The 19,444-nt window shown below is 65.0% G+C and carries 16 protein-coding genes and 1 pseudogene; 7 read left to right on the forward strand and 10 right to left on the reverse strand.

Going from position 1 to position 19,444, the window contains the following annotated elements:
• The first annotated feature begins 94 nt into the window (after window positions 1–94).
• Window positions 95–2,485: an ATP-binding cassette domain-containing protein gene (locus AC57BR_RS00940; protein ID WP_496357913.1), complete on the forward strand. Its 2,391-nt coding sequence runs from the start codon at window positions 95–97 to the stop codon at window positions 2,483–2,485.
• A gap of 12 nt (window positions 2,486–2,497) precedes the next feature.
• Here AC57BR_RS00940 and AC57BR_RS00945 read toward each other — a convergent pair whose 3' ends face one another.
• Both AC57BR_RS00945 and AC57BR_RS00950 read right to left on the reverse strand, forming a co-directional pair.
• Complete coding sequence (locus AC57BR_RS00945; protein ID WP_496357914.1) at window positions 2,498–3,730, reverse strand: amidohydrolase family protein; 1,233 nt, start codon at window positions 3,728–3,730, stop codon at window positions 2,498–2,500.
• 873 nt (window positions 3,731–4,603) lie between these two features.
• Window positions 4,604–4,750: a hypothetical protein gene (locus AC57BR_RS00950; RefSeq protein WP_496357915.1), complete on the reverse strand. Its 147-nt coding sequence runs from the start codon at window positions 4,748–4,750 to the stop codon at window positions 4,604–4,606.
• A gap of 165 nt (window positions 4,751–4,915) precedes the next feature.
• On the opposite strand from AC57BR_RS00950, the gene AC57BR_RS00955 reads away from it, so the two are divergent.
• Window positions 4,916–6,358 carry a GntR family transcriptional regulator gene (locus tag AC57BR_RS00955; RefSeq protein ID WP_496357916.1) on the forward strand — a complete coding sequence of 481 codons (1,443 nt, stop codon included), beginning with the start codon at window positions 4,916–4,918 and terminating at the stop codon, window positions 6,356–6,358.
• A 450-nt stretch (window positions 6,359–6,808) separates the two neighbouring features.
• On the opposite strand, the gene AC57BR_RS00960 is transcribed toward AC57BR_RS00955, so the two are convergent.
• Complete coding sequence (locus tag AC57BR_RS00960; RefSeq protein WP_496357917.1) at window positions 6,809–7,117, reverse strand: DUF5956 family protein; 309 nt, start codon at window positions 7,115–7,117, stop codon at window positions 6,809–6,811.
• 146 nt (window positions 7,118–7,263) lie between these two features.
• Window positions 7,264–8,082: an alpha/beta fold hydrolase gene (locus AC57BR_RS00965; protein WP_496357918.1), complete on the reverse strand. Its 819-nt coding sequence runs from the start codon at window positions 8,080–8,082 to the stop codon at window positions 7,264–7,266.
• A 46-nt stretch (window positions 8,083–8,128) separates the two neighbouring features.
• Between AC57BR_RS00965 and AC57BR_RS00970 the strand changes: the two genes are divergently transcribed.
• Window positions 8,129–9,310, forward strand: a complete 1,182-nt coding sequence (locus AC57BR_RS00970; protein ID WP_496357919.1) for an aminotransferase class V-fold PLP-dependent enzyme — start codon at window positions 8,129–8,131, stop codon at window positions 9,308–9,310.
• Window positions 9,311–9,349: 39 nt separating this feature from the next.
• Here the strand turns inward: AC57BR_RS00970 and egtD are convergent, their stop codons facing one another.
• The 5 genes from egtD to AC57BR_RS00995 all read right to left on the reverse strand — a co-directional run bounded on the left by egtD (window position 9,350) and on the right by AC57BR_RS00995 (window position 14,477).
• The gene (gene egtD / locus AC57BR_RS00975; protein ID WP_496357920.1) at window positions 9,350–10,336 is read right to left on the reverse strand and encodes an L-histidine N(alpha)-methyltransferase; all 987 of its coding nucleotides are present in this window, start codon (window positions 10,334–10,336) and stop codon (window positions 9,350–9,352) included.
• Complete coding sequence (gene egtC, locus AC57BR_RS00980) at window positions 10,333–11,097, reverse strand: ergothioneine biosynthesis protein EgtC (RefSeq protein ID WP_496357921.1); 765 nt, start codon at window positions 11,095–11,097, stop codon at window positions 10,333–10,335. Before egtC ends, egtD begins: the two co-directional genes overlap by 4 nt.
• Window positions 11,098–11,100: 3 nt before the next feature.
• Window positions 11,101–12,450: an ergothioneine biosynthesis protein EgtB gene (gene egtB / locus AC57BR_RS00985; protein WP_496357922.1), complete on the reverse strand. Its 1,350-nt coding sequence runs from the start codon at window positions 12,448–12,450 to the stop codon at window positions 11,101–11,103.
• Entirely contained in the window at window positions 12,440–13,732 is a 1,293-nt protein-coding gene (gene egtA, locus AC57BR_RS00990; RefSeq protein WP_496357923.1) for an ergothioneine biosynthesis glutamate--cysteine ligase EgtA, read from the reverse strand. The genes egtB and egtA overlap by 11 nt, the downstream gene beginning before the upstream one ends.
• Window positions 13,733–13,844: 112 nt before the next feature.
• Window positions 13,845–14,477, reverse strand: coding sequence for a dihydrofolate reductase family protein (locus tag AC57BR_RS00995; protein WP_496357924.1), 633 nt, complete (start codon window positions 14,475–14,477; stop codon window positions 13,845–13,847).
• Between the two features lie 137 nt (window positions 14,478–14,614).
• Here AC57BR_RS00995 and AC57BR_RS01000 point away from each other — a divergent pair, with 137 nt between their 5' ends.
• Window positions 14,615–15,409: an MBL fold metallo-hydrolase gene (locus tag AC57BR_RS01000; RefSeq protein ID WP_496357925.1), complete on the forward strand. Its 795-nt coding sequence runs from the start codon at window positions 14,615–14,617 to the stop codon at window positions 15,407–15,409.
• A 378-nt stretch (window positions 15,410–15,787) separates the two neighbouring features.
• On the opposite strand, the gene AC57BR_RS01005 is transcribed toward AC57BR_RS01000, so the two are convergent.
• A complete protein-coding gene (locus AC57BR_RS01005) occupies window positions 15,788–16,453 on the reverse strand; it encodes a cyclodeaminase/cyclohydrolase family protein (protein WP_496357926.1) in 666 nt (221 codons plus the stop codon).
• A gap of 199 nt (window positions 16,454–16,652) precedes the next feature.
• On the opposite strand from AC57BR_RS01005, the gene AC57BR_RS01010 reads away from it, so the two are divergent.
• From AC57BR_RS01010 to AC57BR_RS01020, 3 genes and pseudogenes are all read left to right on the forward strand, one after another.
• Window positions 16,653–18,251: a PucR family transcriptional regulator gene (locus AC57BR_RS01010; protein ID WP_496357927.1), complete on the forward strand. Its 1,599-nt coding sequence runs from the start codon at window positions 16,653–16,655 to the stop codon at window positions 18,249–18,251.
• Window positions 18,248–19,180 carry a glutaminase gene (locus AC57BR_RS01015; RefSeq protein ID WP_496357928.1) on the forward strand — a complete coding sequence of 311 codons (933 nt, stop codon included), beginning with the start codon at window positions 18,248–18,250 and terminating at the stop codon, window positions 19,178–19,180. Before AC57BR_RS01010 ends, AC57BR_RS01015 begins: the two co-directional genes overlap by 4 nt.
• Window positions 19,181–19,242: 62 nt before the next feature.
• Window positions 19,243–19,444 (forward strand): annotated as a pseudogene (locus AC57BR_RS01020) (amino acid permease); the annotation flags it as partial.

Here is a 19,444-nt window from a genome sequence, read left to right on the forward strand (position 1 = left end):
TGTCGTGCGGAGTTAGTGTTGCCGCAACCGCGCCGACGAACAAGAATCAGACATGGCGCTCAAACTGCTATCCGGCTTAACAGATGGAGAGACGATGACCATAACCACGAGGACGGATACGCAGTCATCCGGACTGCACACCGCCGATGGCCATGACCTGATCCGGGTGCAGGGCGCGCGCGTGAACAACCTCAAGGATGTCAGCGTCGAGATCCCCAAGCGCCGGCTGACCGTGTTCACCGGTGTCTCCGGCTCGGGCAAGAGTTCCCTGGTGTTCGGCACTATCGCCGCGGAGTCGCAGCGGATGATCAATGAGACGTACAGCGCCTTCGTGCAGGGGTTCATGCCCACACTGTCGCGGCCCGAGGTCGATGTGCTGGAGGGGCTGACGACGGCCATCATCGTCGACCAGGAGAGGATGGGTGCCAACCCGCGCTCCACCGTAGGCACCGCGACCGACGCCAACGCGATGCTGCGGATCCTCTTCAGCAGGTTGGGCCAGCCCCACATCGGCTCGCCCAACGCCTACTCCTTCAACATCCCCACTGTAAAGGCCAGCGGCGCAATCACCGTCGAGCGCGGCAACAAGACCAAGGCGGAGAAAGCGACGTTCAACCGGCTCGGCGGCATGTGCCCCCGCTGCGAAGGCATGGGCAACGTCAGCGACTTCGACCTTACGGCGCTGTATGACGACAGCAAGTCGCTTAGCGAGGGTGCCCTGACCATTCCGGGCTACAGCATGGATGGCTGGTACGGCCGCATCTTCAGCGGAGCCGGCTTCAACATGGACAAGCCGATCAACAAGTTCACCAAGAAGGAACTGCACGACCTGCTCTACAAGGAGCCTACGAAAGTCAAGGTCGAGGGCATCAACCTGACCTACGAGGGCATCATCCCCAAGATCCAGAAGTCGATGCTGTCCAAGGACGTGGACGCGCTGCAGCCGCACGTCCGCGCCTTCGTGGAGCGGGCCATCACCTTCACGACCTGTCCCGACTGCGGCGGCACCCGGCTCAGCCAGGAAGCGCTGTCGTCGAAGATCAAGGGCAAGAACATCGCCGACGTCTGCACGATGCAGATCACCGACCTGGCCGACTGGGTCCGGGGCCTGGACGAGCCGTCCGTGGCCCCGCTGCTCGCCGGGCTGCAGCACCTTTTGGACTCGTTCGCGGAAATTGGACTGGGCTACCTTTCGCTGGACCGGCCATCGGGGACGCTGTCCGGGGGAGAATCGCAGCGAACCAAGATGATCCGCCACCTCGGTTCGTCGCTCACGGACGTCACCTACGTCTTCGACGAGCCCACGATCGGCCTGCACCCGCACGACATCGAGCGCATGAACTCGCTGCTGCTCCAGCTGCGCGACAAGGGCAACACGGTGCTCGTCGTGGAGCACAAGCCAGAGAGCATCGCCATCGCCGACCACATCGTCGACCTCGGCCCGGGTGCCGGCACCGGAGGCGGCACCGTCTGCTTCGAAGGCACCGTCGACGGACTGCGGGGGAGTGACACCATCACCGGCCGGCACCTCGATGACCGGGCGCGGCTCAAGGAGTCAGTGCGCTCCGCTTCCGGCGCGCTGGAGATCCGCGGCGCGTCGATGAACAACCTCAAGAATGTCGACGTCGACATTCCGCTCGGCGTGCTCTGCGTCCTTACCGGCGTTGCCGGTTCCGGCAAGAGCTCGCTCATCCGCGGCTCCGTCGCCAAGCGCGAGGGCGTGGTGGTGATCGACCAGACCGGCATCCGGGGTTCACGGCGCAGCAACCCTGCCACCTACACCGGACTGCTCGAGCCGATCCGCAAGGCGTTTGCCAAGGCCAACGGTGTGAAGCCCGCTTTATTCAGCTCCAACTCCGAGGGTGCCTGCCCTACGTGCAACGGCGCCGGCGTCATCTACACGGACCTGGGTGTCATGGCCACGGTCGAGACCACCTGCGAGGAATGCGACGGCAAGCGGTTCCAGGCTGCGGTCCTGGAGTTTACTCTCGGGGGCCGGAACATCGCCGAGGTGCTGGCCATGTCGGTGGCCGAGGCTGAGGAATTCTTCGAGGACGGCGATGCGCGCACACCGGCCGCCCACAAGATCCTGGACCGGCTGGCCGACGTCGGGCTTGGTTACCTGACCCTCGGCCAGCCGCTCACGACGCTATCCGGCGGTGAGCGGCAGCGGCTCAAGCTGGCCGCGCAGATGGCAGACAAGGGCGACGTCTACATCCTTGACGAACCGACCACGGGCCTGCATCTGGCCGACGTCGAAAACCTGCTGGGCCTGCTCGACCGGCTCGTCGACTCGGGCAAGTCGGTGATCGTCATCGAGCACCACCAGGCGGTCATGGCGCACGCCGACTGGATCATCGATCTCGGGCCCGGCGCGGGGCACGACGGCGGCAAAATCGTGTTCGAAGGATCGCCGGCAGACCTCGTTGCAGGCCGTTCAACGCTGACCGGAGAGCACCTCGCAGCCTACGTGGGCGCCAGCTGACAGGCGGGTTGGTTAGGCCGCCGGGCCCGGCAGAACGGACAATCGGTCGGCGACAACGCGGCCCCCGTGGATGACGGTGCGGTCCGCTCCGCGGTCCATGACGGTGCTCGTGATTGTTTCGCCGTCGACCAGGACGATGTCTGCGGTGTCCCCGACGGCCAGGCCGGGCCGGTCGTCGATGCTCGTGAGGCGCGGGATTCCGCGGTCCATGATGCTGGCACCCCCGACGGTGGCGATCGCCGCGCAGTGCTCGATCAGCCGGTCCTTGCGCAGCCGGTGGGTGAAGGCCAGCTGCCAGGTGCGGTCGAGCATGTCGCAATTGCCGTAAGGGCTCCAGTAGTCCCGCTGGCCGTCCTCGCCCAACCCAACCCGGATCCCGGCGTCAGTCATCTGGGCCAGGTCGAACTGGGTGCCTCCGTTTGCAGGGGCGACCGTCGCCCAGGCAATGTCCAGCTCGGCCATCTGCTCCAGGAGCCGGGCGGTCACGTCAGGATGGACGTTGGCCAGGTCGTAGGCGTGGGAGAGTGAGACGCGCCCCTGCATCCCCAGCGCCCGGGTGCGCTCAAAGATGAGTTCCGCGCTGAAAACACCGAGGTGGCCGGGCTCATGCAGGTGGATGTCGACGTCGGCACCGTACTTCTCTGCCAGGCCAAAAACGATGTCCAAATGGCGCGCCGGATCCCGGTCGAGCTGGCATGGATCTATGCCGCCGATTGTCGTGGCACCTGCCCTGAGGGCATCCTCAAGAAGTGGGACTGTACCGTCCTCAAGCAGAAGGCCGGCCTGGGGGAATGCCATGATCTCCACTGTTGCGGCACGGGCAAAGCGTTCCTTGGCGGCCATGACCGCCTCAAAGCGCTCCAGTTTGCAGTCGACGTCGATCTGGGCGTACGAGCGGACGCGTGTGGTGCCCCGCGCAATCATCCGTTCCAGTGTTCCCGCCACCACCTCCGGGTAGGGGATGGGGGTGTCGCGCCAGTTCTCCCGGTCGTTGCACATCATGTTCCATACCCCGGGCGCGCCGGTGTGTTCCCGGAACGGCAGCCCGATCCGGGTCGAATCGAGGTGGACGTGGACGTCTGTGAAGGCAGGAATGGCGATCCGGTGCCGCCCGTCCACTGCGCCACCGGCAGTCGCGGTACTGGCCGCGGCGGTCCCCGCGGGGTGCAGTGCAGCAATCAGCCCATCGCGGATCTCGACGTCCACGGCGTTCCCGCCCCACGGACGGACATTGGTGATGAGCATGGTTTCTTACTTACGACCGGCAGTGGTTGGGATATGGCTGGCAGGGGAGAGGGTACGGGTGCCGGCTGGCCCTTCCGTTCACAACAGCATCTGCAGAAGTTAAAGGCAACCAGGGCGATTTCCGCCGCGGCAACGAAGCCCGCCGTGACGGTTACCAAGGCAACGCGGACGATTCTCCAGCTCGGTGAACAAACGATCGCCGATGCCTGGACAATCATCAGCCGGGAGGCCGGAGCTGAGATCTTCAGACATTATGTCAAGTTACCCCGGCAGGCGGGTATTCCCTCCAAGACCTCCCGGCACCCATGCCCAGTGGAATTCGAGGCAGATTGAGTGTCGGCGGTTCGGGGTTGGCGGCGAGTTTCAGCAGAGCCACGTTATCGTTTGCAGACAACAGCCGCGGAGCAGACACATGGGCCAAATCTTCGGCATGAAGTCAGCGCCGGTTGAGTTCCTTCTTGCGCTGCACCTGTGGCTAAAAACGTCCCGACCTGCCGACTTTCAGTCGCCCGGCAAGACTTACGCCGTGGCCATCCACGGAAGTTTCACACCCCCTTCCGGACCTCCATTCGTAACGCCGATAATCAGCATTATGTAAAGTAAAATCCTGATAACTCCCTCGGACGTATGATCAACTCTCCCCCCACGTTCCTGCGGCGATCCGATCCGGAGGCAATAATGACGGAACTTACGTCCTGGAGTGATCCTTCATTTGGAGCCTGGTTGGCTTTCAGCGCCCAGTCGGACGAACAACAACAAATGTGGGGCGTAGTTGGGATAAGCGCATTACGGGCTGGCGGCGCTGCGACCGCGTGTCCCCACTTCGGAGGTGACAAGTTTCCGCCGGTGAGGCTGATGTCTTGCAGCTCCGGCCTAATTGCTGCTGCGGAGCGCCTGCGGTGCACAAACAAAGAACCGCGGCTGCTCCACTTGGGCGAACGGCACGACGAGCCACCGGCCGCCGTAGAACTCGACATACGAGTCCGGCGCGCACCTTGCGTAAGCTTCTTCGCGTGTCATCGTCTTTCCTTTCACCATAGGCTCCTGCGTTATAGGACTGTCATCACCGTCGAATCTGCTAGACCGCTCCAGCCTTCCAAGTGATACCCTTAACTATAGACCTTCATTTATAAAGGTCAACAGACATTCAAGGTTAAATGTCAAGGCGACGGGAGTCTGGTCAACATGACCACTTGGAAGGAACAGCTCGCCTTCGCGCCGTTGGAGGCTGCCGACCGGGGCGAGGAAGTCGGACGCCGGCTGAGGCACGCGATCGAACTCGGCGTACTCGAAGACGGTTCCCAGTTGCCCAGCGAAAGCTACCTTGCGTCCGCGATGGGCGTTTCCACTCTGACGCTGCGGGCCGCGCTGGCCGAACTGCGCGGGATGGGTTTGGTGGAAACCCGGCGCGGCAAAGGCGGCGGGAGCTTCGTGAAGGCCAACACCGGGGACATCGCCCGCATGCAGCGCCAGTCCCTTGAGGCCTATTCTCTGGAAGACCTACGGGATTTAAGGGAGTACCGCGCTTTCCTGGCCGGCTGCGCCGCCGCGGCGTCGGCTGACCAGTCCCATCGGCTCTCGATGGGACGCCTCGACCACGCATCGGTCGAGATCCGGGACTGCGAGCATCCGGCGGACGCGATCCGGGCGGACAGCAAGTTTCACATCGAGCTCGCAGCCAGTTCAGGATCGGTCCGCCTCACCCGTCAGGAGGTGGCACTGCAGGCCGAGGTGGGCCCGCTGATCTGGGCGGACCCGGCCGGCCACAGGGACGCGGCCGCAGAGGACCACGCTCAGATCGTCGAGGCGATCAGGGCAGGTGACGCGGAGCGGGCCCGAGCGCTGGCCGAGGAACACGTCAGACGGGACATGAACCAGGTCATCGACGAGCGAATGGAGTTCGACGTCGTTGCGGCTGATTCGCCGCACCGGCCGACCGTCGACGACGCTGCGGCCGCCATCGACTCGCTCGCCGCGATGTTCTACGGAACCGCTGCGGCATCCATGCGCGAGGTCGAGCAAGCGGTCCGTGCCAGCATCGGGTCCGGAGTCAGCAGAGACAGGGTCGACTCGGACATCTACGGTGCGGCCCGAAGGGCCGTGGTCATCGGCGTTCCACTTCTCTACGGAACGGGCTTCGTCGCCGACCAGTCATACTTCGGTGAGAGCTGGATTACCTGGTGCTACACGCCGGCGGGCCCGGAATCACCACGACGGCTCTATATCGACATGGACCTTTACGATTTCGCGACCGCACCATGGCGTCCCGAGGATCCGGACGACGACGATCCGATCCACACCAGCCACGCCTACGTGGACGCGAGCGGAACGAACGAGAACATCATCACGTTCAGCAAACGCGTCATCATCGCCGGTAAATGTGTCGGAGCCCTCGGTGCCGACGTCCGCGTCAGTCAGCTCCAGACCGCGTTCGAGCCCCTCCTGCGGCCTTTGCCGCCGAACACCTGCATCGTTGACCAGCATGGCACGGTCATCGCAACCAACACAGGCCATCTCGTCGGCGGAACCATCCCGGCAACCAACCACGTCCCGCGACGGGCCCTTCCGGGGGTCCCATGGTGGCTCTGCACGGGAGACGCCGGAGAAGACGCACGGCAGGCCCTGTAAACGGGTCACAAGAAGCCGGCATCAACGGGCCGCCGATAGTGACTGCCGGTTGAAGCTTCGGCTAACCCCTAGTCCACCGCATACCGGGTCGGCGGGTGTGGACCCAACCGATGCCGCCGCCGCATGCAGCGCACGACCACCTGCAGCCGGCGGGCGATCGCAAGAACTGCCCGGTCGTTGACGGTGACGGTCAGGACTGGGGCAGCAAAGTCTTTACGGATCAAAATACTAGATCCCCGTTCGTCGCCGCGGAATGGCGGGTCTGCCAGTCCGGAATGAACGATGAAAAGGCGTGAGTCTGAAGCTTTTAGTAGACAGCACTCCCCCGCCGGATGCCTACGAACTGACGCGGCCTCACCGCACAACGGAATGTCCTGGCAACTCTCGGCAGCATCGGCGAATCCATTCACACCGCCGTGGATCCGGCCGGCTGCTCTTGGGCTTTACCGATCAGCCGCCTCTGGCATAGAAGTCGCTGAGGACTGCACTAAAAAGGGGCCTCAGCCGCTTTGGCTCGACGATACCGTCAGCAGTTTGAAGAATGGCTGCATCAACGTCTGCCAGGAAAGTTTTGGGCGATGCATAGCCGCCTGGAACCCGGATCATCCAGATAAAACCTCTGGGCCTCGGTGGGAGGCCGGCGTCCCGGAGATAGGTGTCGATGTCGTCGTCAACTTCTTGCCGGTCAGCGGACGTGAAGCGTTCGTCGAAGAGATTCCGCCCACCTGACACCACAATGACAGGGCCACGCACGGTCACGCCAGGGAATTGGCAGATGGTGCTCCGGCAGTCGCCAGTTTCCTGTCCATGGGCCTGTTTTCTCGTCGAACCGGCCAGCCTGCCGCCGTGCTCGCATGGCTGCCAGGCGAGGTCCGGCTAGCACGCACGGGTCAACCGCTTAGAAATCACAGGTCCGCGCGGAAGCGCTGCTCGCGCACGCGGTCGAGCCACTCGGTGATCAGCGCCTCGGTGAGGCCGGGCTGCTCGTGCGGCAGCGCATGACCGGCGCGGTCGAGCACGGCGAACGTAGCCCGTGGATAGTGCTCGAGCAGATCCCATTGGCTGGCGTACCCCACGATGGAGTCCTGGCGTCCGGTGACGATAAGGACAGGGCCGGAGTACGGCGGGCCCCCTTCGGGACTGTTGCTGAACAGCCAGTGTTGGCCAATCCGCTCGAGTCCGGCTTCGTCCACCAGGCCAAGGGCGGGGACGACGTACTCCTTGTATCGCTCCAGCGTGGCCTGCGTCTGCACCACGAAGTAGTCGCGGAACACGCTCTCCTCAGCCGGGCTGAGCGTCTCGCGCGGATCCGCCGTGGCCTGCAAGACCTGGTGCGCAGGAAGGTTCCGAACGTTCTCCCCCAGCGGACAGATCAACGCGAGCCCTGTCACCTGCTCCGGGCGCCTGCCGGCGATGGCTCGGGCATAGTACGCTCCGGCGGAATGGCCTATGAGCCGGAACTGCCCATCACCGATCACACCATCTATGAAGGCGAGCCGGACGTCCAAAACGTCGTCGGCACTGGCCAGGGTCCCCGCCGGCGTGTGCCCCATGCCCGGCAGATCAGGGTAAAGGCGCCGACAATCAAACAGCCCGCTGAGTATCGGCTCCATGGCACCGACCATCTCTCGGTGATCCACGCCGGCACCGTGTAACACCAGGATCGGAGCCCCGTCGCCGTGCTCGACATAATGTACTGGTATTTCGCGTGCTCTGTACTCCACAGCGTCAGCCTAATTTAGGCCCTTGGTCAGTGGCAGGATGTGATTCATGTCCATTGATCTGCAAGCGGTGCGCCGAGAGACCCGCGGCGTCCAGAACGTGACCCATCTGAACCATGCGGGAAGCTCGCTCGTGTCCCGCCCTGTGGCGGAGACCGTGGTGGGCCATCTGCGCCGTGAGGAGGAAATTGGCGGCTACGAAGCTGCCGAGGAAGCTGCTGACCGGCTGGAAGACGTGTACTCGTCGGTGGCGCGGCTGGTCGGGGCCCAGCCAAACGAGATCGCCCTGGCCGAGAGCGGCAGCCGGGCGTGGGGTGCGGGTGTCTACAGCTTTCCCTTTACCTCCGGGACACGGCTGCTGATTGGCCGCACGGAGTATTCCGGCAACGTCATCGCCCTGCGGCAGCTGGCGCGCCGACATGACATGCAGATCGTGGTTCTCCGCGACGACCCTTATGGGCAGGTCGACGTCGGGCACCTTAAGCGGGAGCTCGAGCGCGGAAACGTCGCGCTGGTCGCCCTGACCCATGTGCCCATGGCGAACGGACTGGTTAATCCGGCAACTCAGGTGGGACGGCTCTGCCGGGCTGCCGGCGTGTTGTTCGTACTCGACGCCTGCCAGTCGGTGGGCCAGATGCCGCTGGACGTGGAGTCGCTGGGCTGCGATGTCCTGGCGGGGACCGGGCGGAAGTTTCTGCGCGGTCCCCGCGGCACTGCCTTCCTGTATGTGCGCACCTCGGTTCTGGACCGGCTTGAGCCGGTCATGCTGGACGGGCACTCGGCCGTTCCGTCAGGCGACAGCGGATTTGAAGTCCGCGGCGATGCACGGCGTTTTGAAACCTGGGAGACCAGTGTCGCCGGAAGGCTGGGTCTGGGCCGCGCCGTCGATTACGCCCTGGCCCTTGGGCTGGACGCCGTGCAGGAGCGTGTGACCCGGCTCGCGGAGCTCCTTCGAAACACGTTATCTACGGTTCCCGCGGTAACTGTCCACGACGTCGGGGTGACCCGGTGCGGCATCGTCACGTTTTCGGTGCGGGGAAGCGATGCGGGCACCGTCAAGGCCAAGCTGGCGCATCACCGAATCAATGTCTCGGTGGTTCCCCTGCCTTCGGATGAGGTCGACTCTGTCCTCGCAGGGAAACCACATGCGGCGGTCATGGTGGTGCGGGCCTCGGTGCACTATTACAACACCGAGGCCGAGATTCAGCGGCTCGTGCGCTTACTTTGGTGAGCGTCGTGCGCTCGCTGCCCGGTTGCCGCAGCCGCCAGGCTAGAGGGCCTCCGCGAGCGTCATCGCGTAGAGGTTCTGGCTGTCGGTCCATTGCCCTGCGATCGAGAATCCGGCTGATTCCAGCTCGCTGGCGATGCCCTCGATCCGGAATTTTGCGGAAATCTCCGTGCGTAGTTCCTCGCCTTCGTCGAACCGGACGTCCATCCCCACTCCCGGCAGACGAACGAGCATCGGTTTCCTGGCGCGCAGCCGCATTTCGATCCACTCTTCCTCGGGCACCCACAACGCGACATGGTCAAAGGCCATGACCTCGAAATCGGCGCCCAGCTGGGAGTTGAGGACACGGAGCACGTTCCGATTGAAATCCGCGGTGACCCCCTCGGCGTCGGCATAGGCCGGAACAAGAATGTGGGGTGACTTCACCAAATCCGTGCCAAGAAGCAGCGAACCGCCGTCGCCGCCGAGGAGTTCGCGGATGCCCGAGAGGAAGCGTGCCCTGGCCTGGGGCTCAAAATTGCCAATGGTGCCGCCCAAGAAAGCCACCATCCGGCGCCCCGTTCGAGGGAGAACGTGCAGTTGGGTTTCGAAGTCCGCTGCCACAGCCTCCAGCTGAAGGTCGGGGAAGGCTGGAGCCAATTCATTGCGTGCGTCCAGCAGCGCGCTATCGCTGACATCCACGGCGACGTAACGGCGGAGCGGCCCCGCTTTCCTCAAGGCATCCAGCAGCAGCGGGGTCTTCCGGGACGAACCGGATCCGAGTTCGATCAGGGTCTCTGCCGGGCTCGCCGCCGCCATTTCGGTGGCGAAGAGCTCCAGCACTTCACGTTCGGCGCGTGTCGGGTAGTACTCGGGAAGGTCCGTGATGCGTTCAAACAATGCGCTGCCCACCTTGTCGTAGAACCACTTGGGCGGGAGCGTTTTCGGTGACGAGGTGAGGCCCGCGCGGACGTCTGCGCGCAGGCTGCGCTCCAGGTGGTCCGGGGGCAGGTGATGAATGATGTCGGTGCGGTCGGCGGAGAGGCTCATGGGGCTGCGTGTTCCTTCGTGAGTGCCGGAATTGGACGTACTTCGACGTTGCCTGCGGTGGCAGTCAGGAGGGAACGGTCCGGGACCTGCTGCCAGTCCGGGCCGTCGTCGGATGGTTCGCTGGCGACCACGACGCCCCCTGTGCCGCTCCGCCAAAAAAGGCTGTCGCCGGCGGCCGTGGCCGCGATCGCCGCGCCGTCGGTGAGCAGAAAGTTGAATCGGCCTCCAGCGACGGCTGAGACAGCGGTCACCACATGCATCAGCGCCTCCCCGGCGGCATCGCCAGCGGCAAGCCGTTCCAGTACGAGGGCCCAGAGCAGCGCAGAATCGACCTGCGCCTCAAGGGCCAGCAGGCGCGATGGCGGGAGGGAACCGGCCAGTTCTTCTACCGCTTGCGGCCAGCCATCCACGCGGCCGTTGTGGCTAAAGAGCCAGGATCCATGCGCATACGGCGCGGCGGCTGACTCCTCCGGCGCCATCCCGGGCGTTGCTGATCTGACGGCTGCCAGTACGGCGCGGCTGGAGGTAACCCGGGCAACGTCGGCGAAGGACCTGTCGGCCCAGATCGGGATGGAACGGCGGTAGCGGGCAGGCACAGGATCGCCCGGGGCGTACCAGCCGACGCCGAATCCGTCCGCGTTGACTGTCCCGTACCGTTGGCGGCGGGGCGCCCACGACTGCTGCAGGAGCCCATGGTCGGGGGCCAGCAACAGCTCGGCCAGCGGCATCGGCTTCCCGATGTAGGCGAAATGACGGCACATGGGCTAGCGGACCTCCATCGGTGTCGCATCGCGCGCTGTGCGGAATCCGGTAAAGATCTGCCGGCGGATCGGATAGTCCCAGTTCCGGAAAGTGCCCCTGCAGGCAGCGGGATCGACCGCCCAGGACCCTCCCCGGAGCACCTTGTAGTCGGACCCGAAGAACACCTCGCTGTATTCCGGATACGGGAATGCCGTGAATCCGGGATACGGGCGGAAGTCGCTGGAGACCCATTCCCAGACGTCGCCGATGAGCTGCCGCGCTCCTGACGGCGAGGCGCCCGCGGGAAAGGAGCCGGCCGGAGCCGGGCGGAGGTTGGACCCGCCAAGATTGGCGTGGTGAGGCGCGGGATCATCGTCCCCCCAGGGATAGCGCCGGGAACGCCCGGACCGGGGGTCAAAGCGCGCCGCCTTTTCCCATTCGGGTTCGGTCGGGAGCCGGCGCCCCGCCCAGCGGGCGTACGCGTCCGCCTCGAACCAGCACACATGCTGCACCGGCTCATCGTCCGGAACAGACTCGACGACGCCGAACCTGGTCCTGCTCCAGCCGTCGCCGTCGCGTTCCCAGTACTTGGGAGCCACCAGCCCGGCGTCCCGGCAGTGGTCCCAACCTTCCTCGGTCCACCAGCGGGGATTCCTGTAGCCGCCGTCCGCCATGAAATGCCGGTAGGCGCCGTTAGTCACCGGAACGGTGTCGATCCAGTAGGCGGGCACGTCCACCGCATGGGACGGGCGTTCGTTATCCAGGGCCCACGGTTCCACCGACGTCCCCATGGTGAAAGGCCCTGAAGGGATGAGAACCTCCCTTGGCAGGACAGCTGGATCCAGGGGGACGACGCCGGACGCGAAAGGCTGACCGTGGAGGACCGGCGCCCCGTGCCGGAGCTGGTGCGTGGCAAGCATTGTTTCGTCATGCTGCTGCTCGTGCTGGATGATCATTCCGAAGGCGAATCCCCGGTCCACCAACGGTGAGCCCTCCAAGGGGGTCCGCTCCAGGATGTCGAGCGCCTTGTCGCGGACCTGGGCGATGTATTTCCGTGACTCCTGCGGCGATAGCAGCGGCAGGGCCGTCCGGCTGCTTCGCGAATGCTGGAACGCGTCGTACATCTGGTCGAGATCGCACCGCAGCGGTTCCATCTTGCCGACGTCACGTACCAGCCAGAGTTCCTCCTGGCTGCCCACATGCGCCAGGTCCCAGACCAGAGGTGACATGAGCGGTGAGTGCTGCTTCAGGAGATCTTCGTCGTCGCAGCTGGTCAGCGCATGGGTTCGGTTCCGGGCCCTTTCCAGTCCGTCGGCGATGAAGGCCCTGAGAGCCTCGGGATCGGCAGGGGCTCCGGGAAGGTCACTCTGCATGGTCGTCCTCCTCGTCCGGCTCTGGTCGGGCAAACCAGCTGCCGGTTCTTCGCCACACGTCCAGGCGCTCCTGCGCCGGGCACCGGCCACGCGCCGTATAGCGTTCCATGAACTGTTCAACCCGCGCGCGGGTGGTGGTGTCCGCTCCTAACCGGGGCAGCGCCATCAGGGCAGCCTCCGCGCAGCCGATGGCAGCGGCGGCGAGCACAGGATTCGTCAGCCCCTCACGGGCGGCGGTTCTCATCGGATCGGCCAGCGCGGCAAGGGGTGCACAGGCTTCTGCGGCGAGATCGGCAGCTAGCTCGTCATCCATGAGCGCTGTGACAATCGCCGTGACCGGCTCCCAGTCATGCCCCGCCTGTGCGTCGATCACCCGAAGCTCCATGAAACCGCGAGGCCGCACGGGCGGGAAAAGGGTTGTCAGGTGGTAATTCAGATCAGTCAGCGTTGCGGGCCTGGGCCCCCTCCCCTGCAGCCAGTCCCTCATCGTCAGCCCCCGCGGCGGATCCCAACATGGCTCCTCTGACGGGATGCACAGCACGAGAGCGTCGAGGGCGTAGCGCGCCCATGCCTGGCGCGGATCCTCCGAACGAGGGACCGCGGCGGTCCTCGTCGGGTCAATGTCCAGCCAGGTACGCTGCCTGTTGCTGTGCCATCCGCTCGGGACGCCGTGAAGGAAAGGCGAATTGGCGAACATCGCCACGAGAACCGGCAGGAGATTATGCAGGCGATCCCAGCGCTGCACTGCACCGGTGGACCCCGGACTGTCGAATCCGGCTTCCAGTGAAATCTGGAGGGAAGCCGTGGAGCACATCATCGTTCGGCCGGCTGGGCCGAAGCCGTCGAAGTGCCGTTCCATCGACGCATACCGCGGATGCGCCAATGACCGCACAGCCGGCCGGCCAGGGTCCAGAGCCATGGGTCCAAAGCAAAGACCAGCCGTTGAGAGCCGGGTCGCTACGGCCGCCAGGTCTGCCCGGGTGGCGGCGACAAGAGCCGGAAGACCGGGGGCACAGGCTGAGCTCACCTCCAGTTGGCCCCCTGGTTCAAAGGTGACGATCCCACCGCCGGGCAGCGGCCCCGGGGATGCCGTCATGGCCTGACTCAGCCGTGCCACCGGGACGGGGAGCAGTGGATTCACAACGTCGTGGACCACTCGCTCGACCTCCACGCCGGCAGCACCCGGCGGTCCGGTCTTAAAACACACCGACGCCACATACACCTCGGCCTCGGACTCGGAAAGCGGGCGGATGTCACGCCCTGCCTGCAAAGCGGAGTTCACGCGGCGCTCCTTCGACGACGGTAATCTTCTGGCGGCAAGCTAAACAGCCCCCTTTTGGCCTTGTCAACGGTCCAGCCATCGGAAACCGGCCTGGCTGAGCCAGGCGGCGCAGCTAGACCACGTCTTCGGGGTCGGCGGTGGACGTCGCATACTCCGGTCGCCCGCGGGGCCGGTAAGTTTGGATGGTGATGCCCCGGGACGTGGTCCGCGAGCTGACCAGCTCGAGCGCGATATCGGGACCGGACTCGGAGAACAGCCGTGTCCCCTGGCCGACGACGACGGGATAAGTGAGCAGGTCGAGCTGGTCAACCAAGTCATTGGCCAGCAGCCACCTAACGAGGGCACCACTTCCCGGCACCAGCAGCTCGCCGTCGTGATTCGCCTTCAGTTCAGCGATGGCCGTGGCAACGTCGCCCTGCAGGACAGTCGTGCCCGCCCACTGCGGGTCGGCCAGGCTGGTGGACACCACGTACTTGGGGCGGCTGTTCAGCGCCGCGGCAATCGGGTTCGAGTCCGGGTCGGGCATCGCTCCCCAGTAGCCTGCGAAGATCTCGTACGTCCGGCGGCCAAGGAGGAACGCGTCCGCGCCGCCATAAACCTGGTTGAGATAGTCCCCTGCTTCAGCGTCGAGAAGCGGAATGGCCCATCCGCCGCGTTCGAAGCCGCCGCTGCGGTCCTCCTCGGGTCCGCCCAGCCCCTGCATGACACCGTCGACGGAGACGTTGGTCGTGGTGGTCAGCCTCATGTGGTGTCACCTCGTCGGACAACGGCCGCGGACCCCTGCCGGATCTGCGCTACTTGCTACAGACAAGCACACTTGCGGTAGCCGCGCGAGGGCGAAATGGGCGCCCCGCCCGGCTGGCCGGTGGCTAGGATGTGCATGTGAAGCAGCAGAGCCATGCGTGGCAGGCCTCCTCCCGTACTTCCGAGCCGTCTCCCGGAGTTTTTTTCGTCGAGGGACCCGCATCGAACTGGATGGTGGTCCGCGACGAGACCGGATTCATGATCATCGACAGCGGTTACCCGTCCGACCGTCCCCTGGTCCTTGAATCCATCCGCCATCTGGGCCTGCGGCCGGCTGACGCCCGGGCCATGCTCATCACACACGGCCACGTCGACCACACCGGTTCAGCGGCCTACTTCTCCGAAACATATGGCACGCCCATCCTGTGCGCGCCGGAGGAGCTGGCCCACGTCCAGGGCAAGGAAAAGCACCAGGTCACGTTCGGCCAGGTCGTCGTCCGCGCCTGGCGGCCCCGCGTCTTCCGCTGGATGCTCCATGTCATCAAGTCGGGAGCCCTCAAGGCGAAGCCTGCAACGGGTGCCCAGGCCTGGAGCGCCGACACGTTGAAGCACCTTCCCGGCAAGCCGGAAGCCGTTCTGCTGCCAGGGCACACACCGGGCAATGCCGCTCTCCTGCTTCCTGAGGCCGGTGTGATGGCGGTTGGTGATTCGTTCGCCAGCGGCCATCCGCTGAGCCGGACCGCCGGACCGCAGATGCTGCACCGCATGTTCCATGCCGACCCGGCGCAGGCGCTCGCGGCCACCCACCGCCTGGACCAAACCGACGCCTCAGTGCTGCTGCCGGGCCATGGTGCTGCTCTCCGCATGCCTCTGGCCGACGCACTGGAAAAGTTGCGCAGCCAGGCGCCGGCCCCGAAGCCTGCAGGTTCCTGAGCTACTTCATGCTTGGCCGCTATGAATAACGGCGCCGGTCGCATAAAATGAATGTCATTCATTTATTCGGCCTGGCCCCAGGGGTCAGGCCGACGCCATTCGAAGCGAAGGAGCCACCGACAGTGACGCCGGGGACAGCTGCAGCAAGCAAACACGATGCCCGCGACCTAATAGGGACAGAGGTCAGGGTGGAACACGCAGGAAGGGTCATCCGCGTGGGCTACCTGGAAACTGCCACGCCATCCGGAGATCTTTTCTGGATACGGGCTGCCGGGTGTGAGCCCCGTGAACTGTTCGGTTCAGCGCTCGGTCACACTGTTGTCCCGGCGTCGGAACCTGACCAGGTGGCAGGCTGAATCACGGCCGCCCGTCACAGTCCTATGAACCGGACCCGGCAGGAAGGGAACGGTGATTGACCTCGGCAGTCAGCCGGTCGATCCGCTCAACTGCGGTGTCAAGGTTTTCGACTGTCGACCACAGGCCCGGCTGCTCTTGCCGGACCTCTTCAAGCGTGCGGCCTGCAGAGGTGAGCGCAGCAAGGTCAAAACTCACGTTGGTCCGGGCGCCGGTCACCGCTGCCCGGAGGGCCCCGAGTGCGACGACGACGTCGGCAACAAGGGCCGCGTTCCCGTTGGAGGCCAGCCACTCCAGGTCCTCAATGGCATCGATGGCGCGCTCGCCGAGCACAGCAGAAGCCTTGGCGGCGTCCACCGATGCCCGGTGTATCGCGTCCTCCCGTGCCGGCCCCGGGTCCAGTCGAAAGGCGGCCCCGAAAGCCTGGGATGCTGACGCGTCATTGTCAGCCAGCTGAAGAGCGGCCTCCCGCAGCGAACGCACCCGCGCGTGAACATCCTCCAGTTCGTGCCGCTGGTGTCCGTCAGCTTCCGTATATCCGGCGACCATGGATGCCAGTGACGCGGCGATGGCAAGCATCACGCCCGCCCCGGCCCCACCACCTGGAGAACCAACGGACTGCGCCAGCGCCTGCGTCCAGTCCTCAACTGTCGAACGCTGAGTCGTAACCGCCTTCGAATCATCACTCATGGCACCAGTCTGCCCGAAGCCCACGCCGCACGGTCAGGACGACGGGCCGGCCGGGAACTGAAACGTGCGGCGCATTGGACCGGAAACCGAAAACGTACAACCCTATTTGGGTCCCGTCACATATTTCGGCGAATCCCGACTCGATAGCATGAGGTGACCGGACAGAGTCGTCCGGGTGGATCGACGCAGAAGGAACCCCATGGCCGCGGTTACGGTGGACGATATCCTTTCGGATTTCCCCCTGGGTTTCGCTACCCTCATCCTGCGACCCGCCCCGGAGCATTCGGCGGTCGAACGATTTCTTATCGTCGACGCCGACGATGAAACCTCCGACGCCGGATCAGCCTTTGTCCTGCTGATCGGCGTCCGCGGCCGCTCGGCTTTGCCCGCACTGCGCCGGCTCCTGAAGAACCCGCCGCCGGTTGTCGCGGTCAAGGGAACCCGCGAAGAGCTGACCGATGCCGAAGAGCTGCTGGCCGCGGCGGGCAGCGGGCTGCTGCTCGTGGACCCGGCGGCCGACTGGGACCGGCTGCTGTCTATCGCCAAAGACCGGATACAGCCGCGCAGCTACCAGAGTGAAGTGCTGACACTGCTGGAAGAGGACCTGTTTGCCATCGCCCAGACCACCGCACGGCTGACCTCCAGCCATGTGGTTATCGAGGACGCCGCCAACAAGGTCCTGGCCTACTCCACCGTCTCGAACGATATCGACGAACTGCGCAAGGCATCCATCCTGGCCCGGCGGGGCCCGCGAAAATACGAACTGCTGCTCAAGGACCTCGGCGCCTACCGCGAACTGCACAGGACCCGTCTGCCGGTGCGTGTGCCGGCCCGGCCACAGGACGGCCTCAGGGAACGGGTGGCCATCACGCTGTGCGCCGGTGACCGGATCATGGGCTACATCTGGCTACAGGAGACGGGTGACGGCTTCGGCGAGGACGTTGACTACGTTCTGAGGGGATCCGCGGCCCGTGCCTCCGCCGAACTGATCCGCCACCGCAACCAGCAGTCCGTGCACATGCGCGAAGACCGAATCGCCCGGCTCCTGTCCGGCCCCGCGGAGGCCGCTGCAAGTGCACGCAGCGGGAAAATCCCGGTGGAGCGTCCCGCCGCACTGATCCTGATCGGAATGTCCCGCGCCGACGTGCAGGCCGATGATGCCGCATTGAAGCACGGCGAGCTCGCCAGCCTGGCATCCATCCACGCCGCCGCGTACAAGGCATCCGCCGTCGTCGGGCAATTCAAGGGCGGCACTGCCGTCATCGTCCCCGGCCTGCAATCGACCGCGGGGGAACCCGGGCTGCGGAGCCTGGCAGAATCCATCGTCCGGGACGCCGCGAAACACCTCGGCATCAGCCCCTTCGCCGCCGTCGGTCCGGTGGCCCCGGATCTGCTGGCTCTCCACTCGGTTACCCCGATCACCGAGGCCCTGCTGGACTGCATCAGCACCTCCCCTGGCACCACCGTGGCCACGGTGGCTGACTTCGAGGGCGAAATCCTCTTCCGTGACGCCGTCCGGAATTTTCTGTCCTCGACATTCCGCCACCGCAGCCTCTCCACTCTTCTGCGGGACGACGGCGACCTCGCCGAAACCTTGCTTGTGTACTTCGAAGCCTCACTCGACGTCGCCGAGTGCGCCAAACGCATGGCGCTGCATAAGAACACCGTCTACTACAGGATCAGCAAGGCTGCCAGGGTCACCGGCCTGGACTTCGGGAACCCCCGCGATGCTCTGGTGGCACTGCTGCACGTCCAGGAATGGGCTGGCATCCACAAACAAATTCAGGGTAGGAAATGACCACAACACTCGACGCTCCGCCCCTGGGCCCGATCCTCGATGACATCGTCCGCAGCCACAGACCGCAGAGGGAAGCTGGCTCTGTCCCGGCGAACATCCCGTCCCTGGCGGCCGTTCCCTTCGACAGGTTCGGCATAGCTGTCGCGACCGCAGCCGGGGACGTTTTCGCCTCGGGTGACGCCCATGTCCCCTTTTCCATCCAAAGCATCTCCAAGGTGTTCGCCCTGGCCATGGCGCTACGCCGGGACAGCTCGGGAACGCTGTGGTCCCGCGTGCTGCGGGAACCGTCCGGGACAGCCTTCAACTCCCTCGTCCAGCTGGAAGTGGAACACGGCATCCCGCGGAACCCGTTCATCAACGCCGGCGCCCTGGTGGTCACCGACCACCTGATGGAAGAGACTCCCGACGCCGCCACCTCGCTCCTGCGCTTCCTCACCGGACAGACGGGGGAACCAGGACCGTTCATCGACGAGCCCGCCGCGATCAGTGAGCTCTCCAGCAGCAGCCGCAACCTGGCCCTGGCCCACTTCCTCAAAGACTTCGGCAACCTCAGGCGGTCCGCCGAAGCTGTGGTGGACAACTATGTCCGCCAGTGCTCCATCATGATGACCTGTGTGGAACTGGCCAAGGCCGGGCTCTTCCTCGCACAGGAAGGCCGCGGACCCTCGGGAACCGTGGTGTCCCGGAGCGAGGCGAAACGCATTGGTTCCATCATGCTGACCTGCGGCATGTACGACGCGGCAGGTGAATTCGCCTACCGGGTAGGGCTGCCAGGAAAAAGCGGCGTGGGCGGCGGCATCCTGGTCATTGTCCCGGGCCACTGCGCCATCTCCGTCTGGAGTCCCCGCCTGGACGCAAAAGGCAATTCCCTGGCGGGCAGCGCCGCGCTCGCCGATCTTTCAGACCGCACCGGCTGGTCTGTTTTCTAAGCGTTCCCGCACTCTCCCGTTCCACCCTCAGTTAGATCTTCAACCGGTCGAAAGGATCCCCCATGTCCAACAACCCCAATGACGAGGTTGCCCAGTACGATGCTGACAGCGGCCATTCGCACGCCACCGAAAACCTTCTCCATGCCGAGGACAAGGGCTACCACAAGAGCCTGAAGCCGCGGCAGATCCAGATGATCGCGATCGGCGGCGCGATCGGCACCGGCCTGTTCCTGGGCGCCGGCGGCCGGCTCAACGCCGCCGGCC

The sequence above is a fragment of the Arthrobacter sp. BGA-UO-ETr-C19 genome, from assembly GCF_059568005.1.

Excerpts from the sequence above, each read along its gene's own strand:
- AC57BR_RS00995 (WP_496357924.1), bottom strand. The coding sequence starts at position 14,477 with ATGAGGCTGACCACCACGACCAACGTCTCCGTCGACGGTGTCATGCAG.
- egtD (WP_496357920.1), bottom strand. The coding sequence starts at position 10,336 with ATGAGCCTCTCCGCCGACCGCACCGACATCATTCATCACCTGCCCCCG.
- AC57BR_RS01005 (WP_496357926.1), bottom strand. The coding sequence starts at position 16,453 with ATGAGTGATGATTCGAAGGCGGTTACGACTCAGCGTTCGACAGTTGAG.
- AC57BR_RS00955 (WP_496357916.1), top strand. The coding sequence starts at position 4,916 with ATGACCACTTGGAAGGAACAGCTCGCCTTCGCGCCGTTGGAGGCTGCC.
- AC57BR_RS01015 (WP_496357928.1), top strand. The coding sequence starts at position 18,248 with ATGACCACAACACTCGACGCTCCGCCCCTGGGCCCGATCCTCGATGAC.
- AC57BR_RS00970 (WP_496357919.1), top strand. The coding sequence starts at position 8,129 with ATGTCCATTGATCTGCAAGCGGTGCGCCGAGAGACCCGCGGCGTCCAG.
- AC57BR_RS00940 (WP_496357913.1), top strand. The coding sequence starts at position 95 with ATGACCATAACCACGAGGACGGATACGCAGTCATCCGGACTGCACACC.
- AC57BR_RS00945 (WP_496357914.1), bottom strand. The coding sequence starts at position 3,730 with ATGCTCATCACCAATGTCCGTCCGTGGGGCGGGAACGCCGTGGACGTC.
- AC57BR_RS00950 (WP_496357915.1), bottom strand. The coding sequence starts at position 4,750 with ATGACACGCGAAGAAGCTTACGCAAGGTGCGCGCCGGACTCGTATGTC.
- AC57BR_RS01010 (WP_496357927.1), top strand. The coding sequence starts at position 16,653 with ATGGCCGCGGTTACGGTGGACGATATCCTTTCGGATTTCCCCCTGGGT.
- egtC (WP_496357921.1), bottom strand. The coding sequence starts at position 11,097 with ATGTGCCGTCATTTCGCCTACATCGGGAAGCCGATGCCGCTGGCCGAG.
- egtB (WP_496357922.1), bottom strand. The coding sequence starts at position 12,450 with ATGCAGAGTGACCTTCCCGGAGCCCCTGCCGATCCCGAGGCTCTCAGG.